The organism is Streptomyces racemochromogenes (assembly GCF_039535215.1).
GTDB classification, from domain to species: domain Bacteria; phylum Actinomycetota; class Actinomycetes; order Streptomycetales; family Streptomycetaceae; genus Streptomyces; species Streptomyces racemochromogenes.
Genome location: NZ_BAAAWT010000001.1, coordinates 1,319,241 through 1,334,094 on the forward strand (window position 1 = coordinate 1,319,241; position 14,854 = coordinate 1,334,094).

At 74.7% G+C, this 14,854-nt stretch carries 15 protein-coding genes; 9 read left to right on the forward strand and 6 right to left on the reverse strand.

Annotation, left to right across the window (positions count from 1 at the left end; genetic code table 11):
- Positions 1-71: 71 nt before the first annotated feature.
- Positions 72-1,028, forward strand: a complete 957-nt coding sequence (locus ABD973_RS06090) for a helix-turn-helix domain-containing protein (protein ID WP_125822967.1) — start codon at positions 72-74, stop codon at positions 1,026-1,028.
- Between the two features lie 174 nt (positions 1,029-1,202).
- Here ABD973_RS06090 and rsgA read toward each other — a convergent pair whose 3' ends face one another.
- From rsgA to ABD973_RS06110, 4 genes are all read right to left on the reverse strand, one after another.
- Entirely contained in the window at positions 1,203-2,309 is a 1,107-nt protein-coding gene (gene rsgA, locus ABD973_RS06095) for a ribosome small subunit-dependent GTPase A (RefSeq protein WP_125822966.1), read from the reverse strand.
- A gap of 215 nt (positions 2,310-2,524) precedes the next feature.
- Positions 2,525-3,208: a response regulator gene (locus ABD973_RS06100; protein ID WP_345499024.1), complete on the reverse strand. Its 684-nt coding sequence runs from the start codon at positions 3,206-3,208 to the stop codon at positions 2,525-2,527.
- Positions 3,205-4,293: a sensor histidine kinase gene (locus tag ABD973_RS06105; RefSeq protein WP_345499026.1), complete on the reverse strand. Its 1,089-nt coding sequence runs from the start codon at positions 4,291-4,293 to the stop codon at positions 3,205-3,207. The genes ABD973_RS06100 and ABD973_RS06105 overlap by 4 nt, the downstream gene beginning before the upstream one ends.
- 40 nt (positions 4,294-4,333) lie before the next feature.
- Positions 4,334-4,798 carry a DUF1453 domain-containing protein gene (locus tag ABD973_RS06110; RefSeq protein ID WP_125604256.1) on the reverse strand — a complete coding sequence of 155 codons (465 nt, stop codon included), beginning with the start codon at positions 4,796-4,798 and terminating at the stop codon, positions 4,334-4,336.
- Between the two features lie 572 nt (positions 4,799-5,370).
- Here ABD973_RS06110 and ABD973_RS06115 point away from each other — a divergent pair.
- Positions 5,371-5,769, forward strand: coding sequence for a VOC family protein (locus ABD973_RS06115; RefSeq protein ID WP_345499029.1), 399 nt, complete (start codon positions 5,371-5,373; stop codon positions 5,767-5,769).
- Here the strand turns inward: ABD973_RS06115 and ABD973_RS06120 are convergent.
- Both ABD973_RS06120 and ABD973_RS06125 read right to left on the reverse strand, forming a co-directional pair.
- Positions 5,703-6,434 (reverse strand): helix-turn-helix domain-containing protein, encoded by a 732-nt coding sequence (locus tag ABD973_RS06120; protein WP_125822963.1) that lies wholly within the window; start codon positions 6,432-6,434, stop codon positions 5,703-5,705. The genes ABD973_RS06115 and ABD973_RS06120 overlap by 67 nt on opposite strands.
- 27 nt (positions 6,435-6,461) lie before the next feature.
- Positions 6,462-7,586 carry a YihY/virulence factor BrkB family protein gene (locus ABD973_RS06125; RefSeq protein WP_345499032.1) on the reverse strand — a complete coding sequence of 375 codons (1,125 nt, stop codon included), beginning with the start codon at positions 7,584-7,586 and terminating at the stop codon, positions 6,462-6,464.
- 17 nt (positions 7,587-7,603) lie between these two features.
- On the opposite strand from ABD973_RS06125, the gene ABD973_RS06130 reads away from it, so the two are divergent.
- From ABD973_RS06130 to ABD973_RS06160, 7 genes are all read left to right on the forward strand, one after another.
- Positions 7,604-9,247: an acyl-CoA dehydrogenase family protein gene (locus ABD973_RS06130; protein WP_125822962.1), complete on the forward strand. Its 1,644-nt coding sequence runs from the start codon at positions 7,604-7,606 to the stop codon at positions 9,245-9,247.
- Positions 9,248-9,647: 400 nt separating this feature from the next.
- Positions 9,648-10,913, forward strand: coding sequence for a GAF domain-containing protein (locus ABD973_RS06135; RefSeq protein ID WP_125824219.1), 1,266 nt, complete (start codon positions 9,648-9,650; stop codon positions 10,911-10,913).
- 5 nt (positions 10,914-10,918) lie between these two features.
- Positions 10,919-11,482 (forward strand): GNAT family N-acetyltransferase, encoded by a 564-nt coding sequence (locus ABD973_RS06140; protein WP_125822961.1) that lies wholly within the window; start codon positions 10,919-10,921, stop codon positions 11,480-11,482.
- Between the two features lie 466 nt (positions 11,483-11,948).
- Positions 11,949-12,032 carry a putative leader peptide gene (locus tag ABD973_RS06145; protein WP_312847410.1) on the forward strand — a complete coding sequence of 28 codons (84 nt, stop codon included), beginning with the start codon at positions 11,949-11,951 and terminating at the stop codon, positions 12,030-12,032.
- 219 nt (positions 12,033-12,251) lie between these two features.
- A complete protein-coding gene (locus ABD973_RS06150; protein ID WP_125824218.1) occupies positions 12,252-13,958 on the forward strand; it encodes a nitrite/sulfite reductase in 1,707 nt (568 codons plus the stop codon).
- Positions 13,955-14,134: a hypothetical protein gene (locus ABD973_RS06155; protein WP_125595153.1), complete on the forward strand. Its 180-nt coding sequence runs from the start codon at positions 13,955-13,957 to the stop codon at positions 14,132-14,134. Before ABD973_RS06150 ends, ABD973_RS06155 begins: the two co-directional genes overlap by 4 nt.
- Entirely contained in the window at positions 14,131-14,829 is a 699-nt protein-coding gene (locus tag ABD973_RS06160) for a phosphoadenylyl-sulfate reductase (protein WP_345499038.1), read from the forward strand. Before ABD973_RS06155 ends, ABD973_RS06160 begins: the two co-directional genes overlap by 4 nt.
- Positions 14,830-14,854: the final 25 nt, after the last annotated feature.

Below are 14,854 nucleotides of genomic sequence, written 5' to 3' on the forward strand. Positions count from 1 at the left end.
GAACGGGTGGGGCGTGCGGCGAAGATGTCGGCGGGAACGGGGAACGGCCCTGGGGCGTGGGGGTGGACGGGTTGCTGGGAGCGATAGGCCTGGACGAGGGCCAGGAATCGGCGTACCGGGCGCTGGTGGCACTGGGGGCGGCGGAGGTCCCCGACCTCGCACACCGGCTGGCGCTGTCCGTACCGCAGACCGAGCGGGCGCTGCGGCACCTGGAGCGCCACGGACTGGCCGCCCGCTCCCCGGCCCGTCCGGGCCGCTGGGTGGCGGCCCCTCCGCACACCGCCCTCGAGGCCCTGCTGACCCGCCAGCGGGACGAACTGGAGCGGGCGGAACGGGCCGCGACGCTGCTGGCCCTGGAGTACCGGGCGGAGGCCGCCGAACCGGCGGCGCACGACCTGGTGGAGGTGGTGACGGGCGCGAGCGCCGTGGCCCGCCGCTTCCAGCAGCTCCGGCTGGGCGCCCGGAAGGAGGTCTGCGCGCTGCTGTCGGGCCCGGAGGAGGGGGACGGCGACCGGACGCCCGCACGCGGCGTCGAACACCGGGTGGTCGTCGAGCGCGAGGTCCTCACCCTGCCCACCGGTGTGCGGGCCGCCTCCAGCGCGCTGGCCCGCGGCGCACGGATCCGGGTGTCGCCGGCGGTCCCCACCAAACTGCTGATCACGGACGGCAGCCTCGCCATGGTCCCGCTGACGCCCCCCGGGGCCGAGCCGGCGGCCCTCGTCGTGCACGCGTCGGGCCTGCTCGAATCGCTGCGGGGCCTCTTCGAGGCGGTGTGGCGGGAGTCCCTCCCGCTGCGGCTCGGCGCCACCGGCCACCCCGAGGAGGGCGACGGCGGCCCCGACACCACCGACCTGGAGATCCTCTCCCTGCTGCTGGCGGGGATGACGGACGCGAGCGTGGCCAAGCACCTGGAACTGGGCCTGCGGACGGTGCAGCGGCGCGTGAAGGGGCTGATGGAGCTCACGGGCGTGACGACCCGGCTCCAGCTGGGCTGGCACGCGTACGAACGGGGCTGGGTGGCCCGGTAGCCCGCCGATGGGCGGCACGAACCAGCCCCGCCGGCGTTTGAGGCGCCGGGGCCCGGGGGCGGAGCCCCCGCGCGGGGCCCGGGGGGCGGAGCCCCCAGGTGGGGCCGGGGGCGGAGCCCCCAGGTGGGGGCCGCTCCGCGCAGCGGCCCCCACCCCGCACTGGTCCGGCAGCGGCTAGCGCCCCCGCTTCGCCGCGTAGTTCGCGCGCCCCTCCGCGGACTTCATGCGCCAGTCCCGTGCGAGCTCCGCCCGCAGCCGGGCGTCCGTCTTCGCGACGATCCGCTGGTTCTCGCGCAGCAGCTTGCGGTAGCTGTCCAGGCGGCGCTCCGGGAGCGCCCCTTCGGCCACCGCCGCCAGCACCGCGCACCCCGGCTCCCGCTCGTGCGCGCAGTCGTGGAAGCGGCACTGTCCGGCGTACTCCTCGATCTCCGAGAAGACCTGCCCGACCCCCGCCTCCGCGTCGAAGAGGCCGACGCCGCGCAGTCCCGGGGTGTCGATGAGGACGCCCCCGCCCGGCAGGGCGAGGAGGTTGCGGGTGGTGGTGGTGTGGCGGCCCTTGCCGTCGACCTCGCGGGTCTCCTGGACGTCCATGAGGTCCGCGCCGAGCAGCGCGTTCGCCAGCGTGGACTTGCCCGCGCCGGAGACGCCGAGCAGCACGCTCGTGCCGCCGGCGACGACCGCGGCGAGCACGTCGGTGCCCTCCCCCGTGTGGGAGGAGACGGTGAGCACCTGCACGCCGGGGGCGGTGGTCTCCACGTCCTGGACCAGGTAGGCCAGGGCGGCCGGGTCCGGGACGAGGTCCGCCTTGGTCAGCACGACCAGCGGCTGCGCCCCCGACTCCCAGGCCAGCGCGAGGAACCGCTCGATGCGGCCGAGGTCGAGCTCGCCGGCGAGCGAGACCGCGATGACGGCGTGGTCGACGTTGGCGGCGAGGATCTGCCCCTCGGAACGCTGCGAGGAGGTGGACCGTACGAAGGCGGTCCGGCGCGGCAGGTACGCCTTCACGTAGCGCGGGCTGCCGGCCGTCTCGACGGCGGCCCAGTCGCCGGTGCAGATGACCCGGAGCGGGTCGTGCGGGGTGACGAAAGCGGTGTCGGCGCGGATCACGCCGTCCTCGGTCATCACGTCGCACTGGCCACGGTCGACCCGGACGACGCGGCCCGGGGCGAGTCCCTGCGCGGCGTACGGGGCGAACTCGGCGGCCCACGCCTCGTCCCAGCCGAAGGCGGCGAGGGAGGTGAGGGAGCGCGACGGAGAAGAGGGGGAAGAAGAGGAAGTCAAGGGGGACCCTTCGAAGGGTGGCCCCGGCAGCGCCCGCCCGGCGGCGGTGCGATGGGTGTGAGGTCAGCCGGAGGCCACAGGGGTGGAAACGATGACGAACTCCTGAATGCGGGCAGTGCCCGTCTCCGTGACAGTCATCAATGTCCTCACCTCCTGCTTCCTGCTGGTCCGTTCCTGCGGAACCCTAGCCCGCCCCGGCCGGCCGCACCACTGGATTAATCCGCGGCCGCCAGGCCGTTGCGGAAGGCGTAGCGGATGGCCTGGGCGCGGTCGCGGACGCCGGTCTTGGCGAAGAGGTTGTTGATGTGCGTCTTGACCGTGGACTCGCCGATGACGAGCCGCCGGGCGATCTCGGAGTTGGAGTGCCCCGCGGCGATCAGGGTGAGCACCTCGCCCTCACGTGCCGTCAGGCCGTCGGGCAGGCCGGTGCGGTGGCTCCGCGGCGGTTCCGCGCAGACGGCGGCGGCCACCAGGCGTTCCTGGGCGGCCGGGCCCAGGCTGGTCGCGCCGTCCCGTACGGCGGCGAGGGCGCGGGCGATCTCCTGCGCGTCGGCGTCCTTGGTGAGGTAGCCGCGGGCCCCGGCCCTGAGGGCGGCCAGCACGGACGCGTCGTCGCTGTAGGTGGTGAGGACGACGACGCCGGTGCCGGGGTGGGCGCCGGTGATCCGCCGGGTGGCCTCCACCCCGTCCATGCGGGGCATGCGCAGGTCCATCAGCACCACGTCGGGGGCGTGCTCGGCGACGAGCCGGACCGCTTCGGCGCCGTCCGCGGCGGCGGCTACCACCTCGGTGCCGGGGAGCAGGCCGAGGAGGAGCACGAGCCCCTCGCGCACGACGGTCTGGTCGTCGGCGACGACGACGCGGATCGGGGCTCCGGCCGGGGCGTTGGGGTCGGTCACGGTGACAGGGGTCCTTCCAGCCGGACGCGGAAGCCGGTGCCGTACGGTCCGGCGTCGAGGGCGGCCCCGATGAGTTCGGCCCGTTCGGTCATCCCGACGAGCCCGTACCCGCCCCCGGAGGCGGCGTGGGGGCCCGGGCCGGTGCCCCCGGTGTCGGTGACGCACAGCTCCCAGCGGTCCGCCGGGTAGGACAGGGTGACCACCACGTCGGCCCCTGCGGCGTGCCGGCGGGCGTTGGTCAAGGCCTCCTGGGCGGTGCGGACGACGGCGAGGGCGGCCTCGGGCGGCAGCGGGCGCGGGCCGGGGGTGACGGTGAGGTCGCACGCGGAGCCGGTCGTGCGGCGGTACTCCTCGGCCAGGCCGGCGAGGGCCTCCTGGGGGGCGGGGACGTCTCCGCGGAGCACCGCGACGGCCCGGCGGGTCTCCTCCAGGCCGCCCTTGGCGAGGGAGCGGGCCCGCTCGACGAGGGCACCGGCTTCCTCGTAGCGGCCGGCGGCCAGGGTCAGGCGGGCGCTCTCCAGGTGGATGAGCTGGGCGGAGAGGGAGTGCGCGAGGATGTCGTGGACCTCGCGGGCCACGTGGGCCCGCTCGGCCAGGACGGCGCGTTCGCGCTCGGACTCCTGCGCGGCGCGGCGGGCCCGGCCGGCACGGACGTACGCGTACATGCCGCAGAGGCCGACGACGTTCCACAGTTCGACGGGGTCGCGGTCGCGCAGCAGGGTGACGGCGGCGACGGCGGCCGCGCCGCAGCCGAGGAGGGCCGCGCCGGCGGCGGTGCCGTGGCGGGCGGCGGCGAAGCCGCAGGCGGCGAAGACGAGGGCCACCCACGGCGTGCCGGGGGCCAGCAGCCCGGTGGCGCAGGCGGCGGCGAGCGCGGCCCCGAGGGCGCCGGCGCCGGCCGGGGTGCGGTCGAGGGCGGTCAGCCCGAGGACGATCAGGCCCAGCCCGGCGATCCCGCAGGCGAGGGCGGCGGCGCCGGTGGGCGGGACGAGCAGCCCGTGCAGGAACCAGCCGAGGAGCGCTACCTGCACGGCGACCCGGATGTGGGTGGTCGTGACCTGGGGCAACGGGCGTGGCAGCGGCATCTCGCCCATGCTAGGCCGTGTCCCGGGGGCGGCGTGCGGGTCATGCCGGGAGCGGGACGCGGCGGACGCGGGCGGCCAGGACCAGGCCCTGGGCGAGGATCCAGGCGGCGAGGGTGAGCAGCAGTGCCCCGGTGTGCGGGGGTATGCCGTCGGCGTAGCCGAGCAGGGCCAGGCCGGCGCGGGTGGCGAGGGAGAGCCCGAACAGCGCGAGGACGGCCTTGTTGCCCTTGGCCCACGGGGTCCCGTCGGGCTCCCGCCACACGGTCATGGCGCGGCCCATGAGGAGGCCCAGCCCGAACGCCACCCCGGTCTCGGCGGCGAGCAGCAGGACGGCCGCCACGGGGTGCCGGGGCTCGACCAGCCCGCCGCCGGCCACGGCGAAGAAGGCCAGCACGGCGGGCAGGACCCAGAGGCGCTCCTGCTCCTTGACGGGCCGCCCGGTGAACCGGCGGACCACGACGAGGACGATGACGAGGGCGGTGACGAGAAGGCGTGCGGCATCCATGAGTTCCACGCTAGGAGCGGCCGGGGCGGCTGTGATCGGCGCCGGGGTGGATCCCGGGTGGAGGTCCGCTCTCCACCCGGGGGTGGAGCCCACCGGCCTCCCGAGCCCGGGCCGTTCCGGGAGGTCGGGGGTCGGGCGTCCGCGCCGGGGTCGGCGCCGCGCGGGGCGGGCGCCGCGCGGGGCGGGCGCCGCGCGGGGCGGGCGCCGCGCGGGGCGGGCGCCGCGCGGGGCGGGCCAGTGCGCGGGACGGGCCAGTGCGCGGGACGGGCCGCCGCGCGGGGCGGGCCAGTGCGCGGGACGGGCCGGTGCGCGGGACGGGCCGGTGCGCGGGACGGGCCGGTGCGCGGGACGGGCCGGTGCGCGGAGTGCGCCGGTGCGCGGGGCGAGGTCACCTGCCCTCCCCCAGGCTCCGTCCGGGGGGACCCCCGCTTCACCGTACCTCGGGGCTCCGTCCCGAACCCCGCGCCTCAGACGCCGGTGGGGCCGGAGCGGGTGCTGGTCCGGGTGCCGGGCCGGCGGGCGTGTCCGTTTCGTTCAAGACCGTCGGGCGGCCGCGTGCCTAGCCTGCGGGCATGACTCCACGACTCGACATGATCGGCCTGGTCGTCTCCGACATGGCCGCCTCGCTCGCCTTCTACCGCCGGCTCGGCCTGGACGTCCCCGCCGGCGCCGACGACCTGCCGCACGTCGAGGCCGTGCTGCCCGGCGGGCTGCGGATCGGCTGGGACACCGAGGAGACCGTCCGCTCCTTCGACCCCTCCTGGACCCCGCCCCTCGGCGGGCAGCGCCGGGAGCTCGCTTTTCTGTGCGAGTCCCCCGCGGAGGTGGACGCGCTGTACGCGGAGCTGACGGGCGCCGGGTACGAGGGGCACCTGAAGCCCTGGGACGCCTTCTGGGGCCAGCGCTACGCGGTGGTGCTCGACCCCGACGGCTGCGGGGTGTCGCTGTTCGCGCCGGCGGACGCCGTGTAGGCCCCGAGGGTGGTCCCGGCCAGCGCGCGCACCTCGCGGGCCAGGTGCGCCTGGTCGGCGTACCCGGCGGCACAGGCCACCTCGGCCTGCGGCAGCCCGCGCCGGGCCAGGGCCAGCGCCCGCTGGAGGCGCAGCACCCGGCCCAGGGTCCGGGGGCCGTACCCGAAGGCGTCGAGGCAGCGCCGGCGCAGCCGGCGTTCGCCGAGGCCGACGGCCCGGGCGATGGCGGCGACGGGCTGGCCCGCGCGGAGCCGGGCCGTGACCTCGGCGGGGAGCGGGTCGGGCGGGCCCGCGGCGGCGAGGCGGGTCCGGGCCAGCGCTTCGAGGGCCGCGCACGGGTCCCCGTACGCGGCCGTGCGCGCGGTGAGGCGGCGTACCTCGGGGCCGGGCCACAGGTCGGCCAGCTCGACGCGCCGGTCGAGGAGCTCATGGGCCGGTACGCCGAGCAGCGCGGGCGCGGTGCCGGGGGCGAGGCGGATTCCGGCGAAGGCGCGGCCGGGGACCTCCCCGGCGGGGTGCGGGCCGGTGTCGGGGCCGGCGACCAGCAGCCGGCCGCCGGTCCAGAGCAGGTCCATGCACCCGTCGGGCAGCACGACCCCGCCGGGCCCCTCGGCCCGCCAGAGCACGGCTCCGGCCACGGCCCGGGACGGCGCTTCCTCGTACACACCGCCACCGTAGGCCGTGGTCGCCGGTCAGTGCTTGCGCAGGCGGGAGGTGTAGTCGTCGGGCGGCAGGAAGTTCGACCAGCGTTCGGGGAACTCCGAGGGCATCCCGGCGTCCTCGTCGTCCTCGGACTCCCCCTCGGCGAGGGCCCGCCAGGCGGCGGCGCGGGCGACGAGCTGGGCGGCCTCGGCCTCGCGGACCCGCTCGTTGGCCTCGCGGGCGGCGGCGGTGGCCACGGAGGGCCAGACCCGGTCGATGGCGGCGTTGACGGCGGCGCCGACGAGCACCGCGAAGGCCGAGATGCCGATCCACAGCAGGATCGCGACGGGCGCGGCCAGCGACCCGTAGATGGTCGGGCCCTCCACCGTGTTGGTCAGGTAGATCCGCAGCAGGAACGATCCGAGCACCCACATCGCGAGCGCGACGAGCGCGCCGGGCACGTCCTCGATCCACGGCGACCGGACGGGGACGGACACGTGGTAGAGGGTCGTCAGGAAGGCGATGGAGAGCAGGGTGACCACCGGCCAGTACAGGACGGCGATCACCTCGGTGCTCCAGGGCACCAGGCGGACGACGGCGTCGGGTCCGACGACCATCAGCGGCAGCACGATCGCGCCGATCAGCAGGGCGATCACGTAGAGGAGGAAGGCCAGCAGCCGCGTCTTGACGATGCCCCGCTGCCCGTCGAGCCCGTACATGACGGTGATGGTGTCGATGAAGACGTTGACGGCGCGGGAGCCCGACCACAGGGCGAAGGCGAAGCCGAGGGAGATCAGGTCGGGCCGGCCGCGGCTGGTGACGTCGTCGAGCATGGGTCTGGCGATGTCGTTGACGCCGCGGTCGGACAGGACGGTGCCGACCGCGCGCAGGATGTTCTCCTCGATGCTGGCCACGGACTGGGTGTTGGTCCAGCCGTCCACGTAGCCGAGCAGACCCAGCAGGCCGAGGAAGAGCGGCGGCAGGGAGAGCAGGGTGAAGAAGGCGGCTTCGGCGGCGAGACCGAGGATCCGGTACTCGATGCACGAGTTGACGGTGTCTTTGAGGAGCAGCCAGCCCATCTTGCGCTTGGAGACGTTGCGGTAGAGGACGCGGGCCCGGTGGAGCCTGCCCGGGCGTACCGGGGACCCCTCGGGTGTTTCTTTTGCTGGCTGCACGTCCTTACGGTATCCGCATGGCAGCCACCACCCACACAGTCAGCAACCAGGCCCCGCCGCTCGTCGGGTACGAGGTCTACCTCGGCGACCGCGCCCTCACCGAGGGCGTGGAGCGGCACCTCGCCGACGCGGCCCCCGAACTCCGCGACGAGGTACGGGAGGAGCTCACCGCGCTCGGCCGCGCCGCGGGTTCGGCGCAGGCCCAGCGGTGGGGCCGGGAGGCGAACGAGAACCCGCCGGTGCTGCGGACGCACGACCGCTACGGGAACCGGATCGACGAGGTGGAGTTCCACCCGTCGTGGCACCGGCTGCTCGGGCACGCGGTCGGCGCCGGGCTGACGGACGCCTGGGGGCGTCCGGCCGGCCACCTGCGGCGGGCGGCGGGCTTCTTCCTGTGGTCGCAGGCGGAGGCGGGGCACGGCTGTCCGGTGTCGATGACGCACGCGGCGGTGCCGGCGCTGCGGGCCGATCCGGAGCTGGCGGCGCAGTGGGAGCCGAGGCTGACCTCGCACGTGTACGAGGAGGGGCTGCGGCCGGCCGGGCAGAAGGCCGGGGTGCTCTTCGGGATGGGCATGACGGAGAAGCAGGGGGGCAGCGACGTACGGGCGAACACGACGTCGGCGGCTCCGCTGGACGCGGCCGGGGAGTACGTGCTGACCGGGCACAAGTGGTTCTGCTCGGCGCCGATGTCGGACGGGTTCCTGGTGCTGGCGCAGGCGCCGGGCGGGCTGACCTGCTTCCTGGTGCCGCGGGTGCTGCCGGACGGGACGCGCAACGCGTTCGCGATCCAGCGGCTGAAGGACAAGCTGGGCAACAAGTCGAACGCCTCGGGGGAGATCGAGTTCTCCGGGACGTGGGCGCGGCGGGTGGGCGAGGAGGGCCGGGGGGTGCGGACCATCATCGAGATGGTCGCGGCGACCCGACTGGACTGCGTGATCGGTTCGGCCTCGCTGATGCGGCAGGCGCTGACGCAGGCCGTCCACCACGCGGAGCACCGCTCTGCTTTCGGAGCGCCGCTCATCGACCAGCCGCTGATGCGCAACGTCCTCGCCGACCTCGCCGTGGAGTCGGAGGCCGCCACCGTCCTCACGCTGCGTCTCGCGGCCGCGTACGACGCCGGCACCGACCAGGAGCGGGCCTTCCTGCGCCTCGCGGTGCCCGCCGCGAAGTACTGGGTGACCAAGCGGTGTACGCCGATGGTGGCGGAGGCCCTGGAGTGTCTGGGCGGCAACGGCTACGTCGAGGAGTCCGGCCTGCCGAGACTGCTGCGCGAATCCCCGGTGAACTCCATCTGGGAGGGCTCGGGCAACGTCCAGTCCCTGGACGTGCTGCGCGCGCTCCAGCGCGAACCCCGGGCCCTGAACGCGTTCCTCCAGGAGGTCGGCCTGGCCAGGGGCGCGGACCACCGGCTGGACGCGGCGATCAAGAACCTGCTGACGGAGCTGGCCGACCTCGACGGGATCGAGGCCCGGGCCCGCAGGGTGGTGGAGCGGATGGCCCTGGTGCTCCAGGGCTCGCTGCTGGTCCGCTGGGCCCCTTCGGAGGTGGCGGACGCGTTCTGCGCGTCCCGGCTCGGCGGTGACTGGGGGGCTGCCTTCGGCACTCTGCCGCACGGCCTCGACCTGGCCGAAGTGGTGGCACGGGCGCGGATCACGGGCTGACGGCGGTCCCCAGACCACCCTGCTCCCCGGCCGCGGTGGTCCCCAAACCATTGCGCGGCCGGCGGAGCGGTCAGCGCCGGATCCGAGCCCGTGGAGGTGGGATCAGGAGTGGCGCCGCGCCGACTCGGCACCACCCCTGGTCCAAGAGCCCCGAGGAAGGAGCTGTCACGCCGCTCGGCGGCGTGCCCATAGTTTCGGTCGGGTGACCGGGGGTTGGCGAGGGTTGCATACCGTTGCAACCCTGCATTCCTTACGGCTCGGAATTCGCCCGCCGCATGTGCCCGGGAAGTACGCGCGTGCGGCACGGGGGGCGGCTTGCGCAGTACGTCCTGTTCAGCACGGGGAGGTTCCGGTGGCCAACACCGCAGGCAGCACGGTCGACGTGGCGCGCATCTCGGCCATGGACACGCGGGAGGCGACGCGCCTGCTGAAGGGGGTCCGGGCCGCGGCGCTGGCCGGGGACCGTCCGCCGGCCGCCCCCCGCCCCGAGATCGCCGAGTCCTGGCGGCGGATGCTCGCCGGCGGGGTGCACCCCGACCGGGACGCCCGCTCGCGGTTGCTGTCGGCCGCCGAGACCGAGGAGCGCCGGCAGGTCTCGCCGCTGCGGGAGGTCCTGCCGGTGCTGCGCGAGGGGCTGCTGCCCGCGCTGGACGAGGCCCTGCACATCATGGTCGTCGCCGACGCGGACGGGCGGCTGCTGTGGCGGGAGGGGCACCGGTCGATCCTGCGCAAGGCGGACCGGCTGGGCTTCGCGGTGGGGGCCGACTGGGACGAGGCCGTGGTCGGCACGAACGGGGTGGGCACCGCGCTGGTGACGCGGCGGCCGGTCCAGGTGTTCTCGGCGGAGCACTTCGTCTCCAGCCACCACGACTGGACCTGCGCGGGGGCGCCCGTGCACGACCCGAGGGACGGCCGGCTGCTGGGCGTGGTCGACGTCAGCGGCCCGCTGGCCACCATGCACCCGGCCACCCTGGCCTGGGTGAGCTCCGTGGCCCGGCTCGCCGAGCGTGAGCTGCGGGTGCGGCACCTGGAGTCCCTGGAGCGGCTGCGGGCCGTGGCGGCGCCGCTGCTGGCCCGGCTGCCCGGGCGGGCCGCGGTCGTGGACCCGCACGGCTGGACGGCGGCGGTCACGGGGCTGGCCCCCGCCGACCGGGTCGCCCTGCCGAAGGGGCTGGGCCCCGGCCCGGCGTGGGTCGGGCAGCTGGGCGACTGCGTGGCGGAGCCGCTGCCCGGCGGCTGGCTGCTGCGGCTGGCCGAGGCGCGCGGCGCCGCGCCGGCGGTGAGCCGGGTGGTGCTGGACCTGAGCGGGCCCCGGTCCTGGTCGGCGACCGTGTACGGGGCAGCCGGCAGCTGGTCCCAGGAGCTGAGCCCGCGCCACGCGGAGCTGCTGTTCCTGCTGGCGGAGACCCCGCGGGGGCGTTCGGCGGCGGAGCTGGCCGCCGAGCTGTTCGGGGACCCGACGCGGACGGTGACGGTGCGCGCCGAGCTGTCCCGGGTGCGCAGGCACCTGGCGGGGGTGCTGACGCACCGGCCGTACCGGTTCGCGGAGGACGTGGAGGTGGAGCTGATCCGCCCGGCGGACCCGGGCCGGCTGCTGCCCCACTCCACCGCCCCGGCCGTGATCAGGGCCCGCCTGGGCCGCGGCGGGGCGCCCGTGGTTCCCTGAACGGCATGAGCACCATCACCCTCACCACCTGGTCCCTGGAGATGACCTCCCCCGAGGACCTCGTCCCGGCGGCGATACCGGGCCCGGAGATCACCATCACCCGCGCGGAAGTCCCGTCCCCGGAGCTGAGCCGCTTCCTGTACGCCTCGGTGGGCCAGGACATCCACTGGACGGACCGGCTGTCGCTGACCCGCGCGCAGTGGGTGGAGCTGCTGGAGCGGCCGGGGGTGGAGACGTGGGTCGCGTACGACCGCGGCACCCCGGCGGGCTACGTCGAGCTGGACCCGCAGCCCGACGGCGTGGTGGAGATCATGTACTTCGGCCTCCTGCCGGACTTCCGGGGCCGCCGCATCGGGGGCCACCTGCTGACGTTCGGCACGGCCCGCGCCTGGGACCTCGCGTCCCGCTGGCCGGACCGCGAGCCGACCCGCCGGGTGTGGGTCCACACGTGCAGCCAGGACGGCCCGACGGCGATGGACAACTACCGGCGCCGCGGCTTCAAGGTCTTCAAGACGGAAACGGAACCCACGGAAGAAACCCCGACCCCGGGCCCCTGGCCGGGCGCGTAGCCCCTGCCCCGGCCGGGCGGGGACCGGGTGCCGCTGCGCGGAGCTGCCCCCGACCCGCCCTTCCACCGTTCCCCGGGCGCTGCCCGGACCCGCGCCTCAAACGCCGGCGAGGCTGAAAGAGCCGGGCGCTGCGCGCCCGGTGCGCTCAAACGCCGCGCGGGCTGGATGTGTCCAGCCCCTCCTGGGGGCACCTCCCAGCGGTAGCTGGGGGAGTTTGAGGCGCGGGGGTCTGGGGGCGGAGCCCCCAGGGAACGGGCGAAGGGCGGGTAGGGGACCCCCGCCCCGCACCCGACGGCCGGAGGCCGGCGCAGCGGCGCGAAGCCGGGGAGGCGCCCCGGCGCCGAGCCGTGCGAGCGGCGTGTCAAAAAAGGTGACCCCGGTCACGTGGTCTCATGATCCGGGACGAGTTCGTCCGCATCGTGGACAGTAGTGGACTCCTCCAATCGGCACATGACACGCTTCGGCCATGAATGGAGCTGGAATTGCCTTGGTGAGTCGGCGGCACGTCGACCTCGGCCGCATGTCCAGCGCCATCTGTCCGGCGCGCTGACGGAACCAGCACCCGCCGCACATCGCCGCAGTCCCCGCCGCCGCGGACGCGTCGATCACCCGCAAGCCCCCTGAGGCCGAACGCCGCCCCCTGCCTGTCGGCAACCCCGACACGCGGGCGGAAACCGGCCACACCTGCTCGGAGACTCCAGCGTGACAGGGGCGCGCCGCCGCTCCCCCCTGCCTCCACGTCGAGCCGTTGAAGAAGGACGTACCCGCCATGGCCGCCACCCCTCAAACGCCCGCAGCCGCCCCCGCAGCCGCAGCGCGCCGCAAGACCGGCCGTCACCGCGGCGAGGGCCAGTGGGCCGTCGGGCACCACACGCCCCTCAACGGCAACGAGCAGTTCAAGAAGGACGACGACGGTCTCAACGTGCGGACGCGCATTGAGACGATCTACTCCAAGACGGGCTTCGACTCGATCGACCCCAACGACCTGCGCGGCCGCATGCGCTGGTGGGGCCTCTACACCCAGCGCAAGCCCGGGATCGACGGCGGCAAGACCGCGATCCTGGAGCCGGAGGAGCTGGACGACAAGTACTTCATGCTGCGCGTCCGCATCGACGGCGGCCGGCTGACCACCGAGCAGCTCCGCGTCATCGGCGAGATCTCCGAGGAGTTCGCGCGGGGCACCGCCGACCTCACCGACCGCCAGAACGTGCAGTACCACTGGATCCGGATCGAGGACGTTCCCGAGATCTGGCGCCGTCTGGAGGCCGTCGGCCTGTCGACCACCGAGGCCTGCGGTGACACGCCCCGCGTCATCCTCGGTTCGCCCGTCGCCGGCATCGCCCAGGACGAGATCATCGACGGCACGCCCGCCATCGAGGAGATCTACCGCCGCATCGTCGGCAACCCGGACTTCTCCAACCTGCCGCGCAAGTTCAAGTCGGCGGTCTCCGGCTCGCCGCTGCTCGACGTGGCGCACGAGATCAACGACATCGCCTTCGTCGGCGTGAACCACCCCGAGCACGGTCCCGGCTTCGACGTGTGGGTCGGCGGCGGCCTGTCCACCAACCCCAAGCTGGGCGTGCGCCTGGGCACCTGGGTCTCCCTGGACGAGGTCCCCGACGTCTACGAGGGCGTCATCTCGATCTTCCGCGACTACGGCTACCGGCGCCTGCGCACCCGCGCCCGCCTGAAGTTCCTGGTCGCCGACTGGGGCGCGGCCAAGTTCCGCCAGGTCCTGGAGGACGAGTACCTCAAGCGCAAGCTGACCGACGGCCCCGCGCCCGAGCAGCCCAGCGGCCAGTGGCGCGACCACGTCGGCGTGCACCAGCAGCAGGACGGCAGGTTCTACGTCGGCTTCGCGCCCCGCGTCGGCCGGGTGGACGGCGCCACCCTCACCAAGATCGCGGACGTCGCCGAGCAGCACGGCTCCGGCCGCCTGCGGACCACCGCCGAGCAGAAGATGATCGTCCTCGACATCGAGGCCGACCGGGTCGACTCCGTCGTCGCCGCCCTGGAGGCGCTGGACCTGCGGGTCAAGCCGTCCCCGTTCCGCCGCGGCACGATGGCCTGCACCGGCATCGAGTTCTGCAAGCTGGCCATCGTCGAGACCAAGGCGCGCGGCGCCTCGCTGATCGACGAGCTGGAGCGCCGCCTGCCGGACTTCGCCGAGCCGCTCACCATCAACATCAACGGCTGCCCGAACGCCTGCGCCCGTATCCAGGTGGCGGACATCGGTCTCAAGGGGCAGCTGGTCCTGGACGACGACGGCAACCAGGTGGAGGGCTACCAGGTCCACCTCGGCGGCGCCCTCGGCCTGGAGGCCGGCTTCGGCCGCAAGGTCCGCGGCCTCAAGGTCACCTCGGCCGGTCTGCCCGACTACGTCGAGCGGGTCGTCAAGCGCTTCGAAGAGGAGCGCGAGGACGGCGAGCGCTTCGCCGCCTGGGTCGGCCGCGCCAGCGACGCGAGCCTCTCATGAGCGAGCGCGCCGCACCGTTCTACTGCCCGTACTGCGGCGACGAGGACCTGTTTCCCCACGAAACGGGTCACGGCGCCTGGGAATGCAGGGCCTGCAACCGGGCCTTCCAGCTCAAGTACCTCGGCCTGCTGTCCCGGGGTGTCCAGTCCAACGCCGCTGGAGGGGACGAGATATGACCACCACTCAAGACGCGAGTCCCAGAGAACTGGCCGAGCAGGCGGGCCGCGACCTCGAGGACGCCTCCGCGCTGGACATCCTGCGCTGGGCGGTCGACACCTTCGGGAAGAAGTTCTGCGTGACCTCCTCCATGGAGGACGCCGTCGTCGCCCACCTGGCTTCGCGGGTCGCTCCGGGTGTGGACGTGGTCTTCCTCGACACCGGGTACCACTTCGAGGAGACGATCGGCACCCGGGACGCGGTGGAGGCGGTGATGGACGTCAACGTCATCACGCTGACCCCGCGCCAGTCGGTCGCCGAGCAGGACGCCCGGTACGGGCCGAGGCTCCACGACCGCGACCCGGACCTGTGCTGCGCGCTGCGCAAGGTCAAGCCCCTCGAAGAGGGCCTGACCGCGTACGACGCGTGGGCGACGGGCCTGCGCCGCGACGAGTCCCCCACCCGGGCGGGCACCCCGGTCGTCGGCTGGGACGAGAAGCGGGGCAAGATCAAGGTCTCCCCCATCGCCCGCTGGACGCAGGACGACGTGGACGCGTACGTCGCCGAGCACGGGGTCCTCACCAACCCGCTGCTGACGGACGGCTACGCCTCCGTCGGCTGCGCCCCCTGCACCCGCCGGGTCGCGGAGGGCGAGGACGCGCGGGCCGGACGCTGGGCCGGACGCGGCAAGACCGAGTGCGGACTGCACGGCTGATGACCACGACACCTACGGAAACCAC

What these genes read in the sequence shown, in the direction of transcription:
- ABD973_RS06140 (WP_125822961.1), top strand. Translation starts at nt 10,919, where the DNA reads ATGAGCACCATCACCCTCACCACCTGGTCCCTGGAGATGACCTCCCCC.
- ABD973_RS06155 (WP_125595153.1), top strand. Translation starts at nt 13,955, where the DNA reads ATGAGCGAGCGCGCCGCACCGTTCTACTGCCCGTACTGCGGCGACGAG.
- ABD973_RS06115 (WP_345499029.1), top strand. Translation starts at nt 5,371, where the DNA reads ATGACTCCACGACTCGACATGATCGGCCTGGTCGTCTCCGACATGGCC.
- ABD973_RS06135 (WP_125824219.1), top strand. Translation starts at nt 9,648, where the DNA reads ATGGACACGCGGGAGGCGACGCGCCTGCTGAAGGGGGTCCGGGCCGCG.
- ABD973_RS06110 (WP_125604256.1), bottom strand. Translation starts at nt 4,798, where the DNA reads ATGGATGCCGCACGCCTTCTCGTCACCGCCCTCGTCATCGTCCTCGTC.
- ABD973_RS06150 (WP_125824218.1), top strand. Translation starts at nt 12,252, where the DNA reads ATGGCCGCCACCCCTCAAACGCCCGCAGCCGCCCCCGCAGCCGCAGCG.
- ABD973_RS06160 (WP_345499038.1), top strand. Translation starts at nt 14,131, where the DNA reads ATGACCACCACTCAAGACGCGAGTCCCAGAGAACTGGCCGAGCAGGCG.
- ABD973_RS06130 (WP_125822962.1), top strand. Translation starts at nt 7,604, where the DNA reads ATGGCAGCCACCACCCACACAGTCAGCAACCAGGCCCCGCCGCTCGTC.
- ABD973_RS06145 (WP_312847410.1), top strand. Translation starts at nt 11,949, where the DNA reads ATGAATGGAGCTGGAATTGCCTTGGTGAGTCGGCGGCACGTCGACCTC.
- ABD973_RS06105 (WP_345499026.1), bottom strand. Translation starts at nt 4,293, where the DNA reads ATGCCGCTGCCACGCCCGTTGCCCCAGGTCACGACCACCCACATCCGG.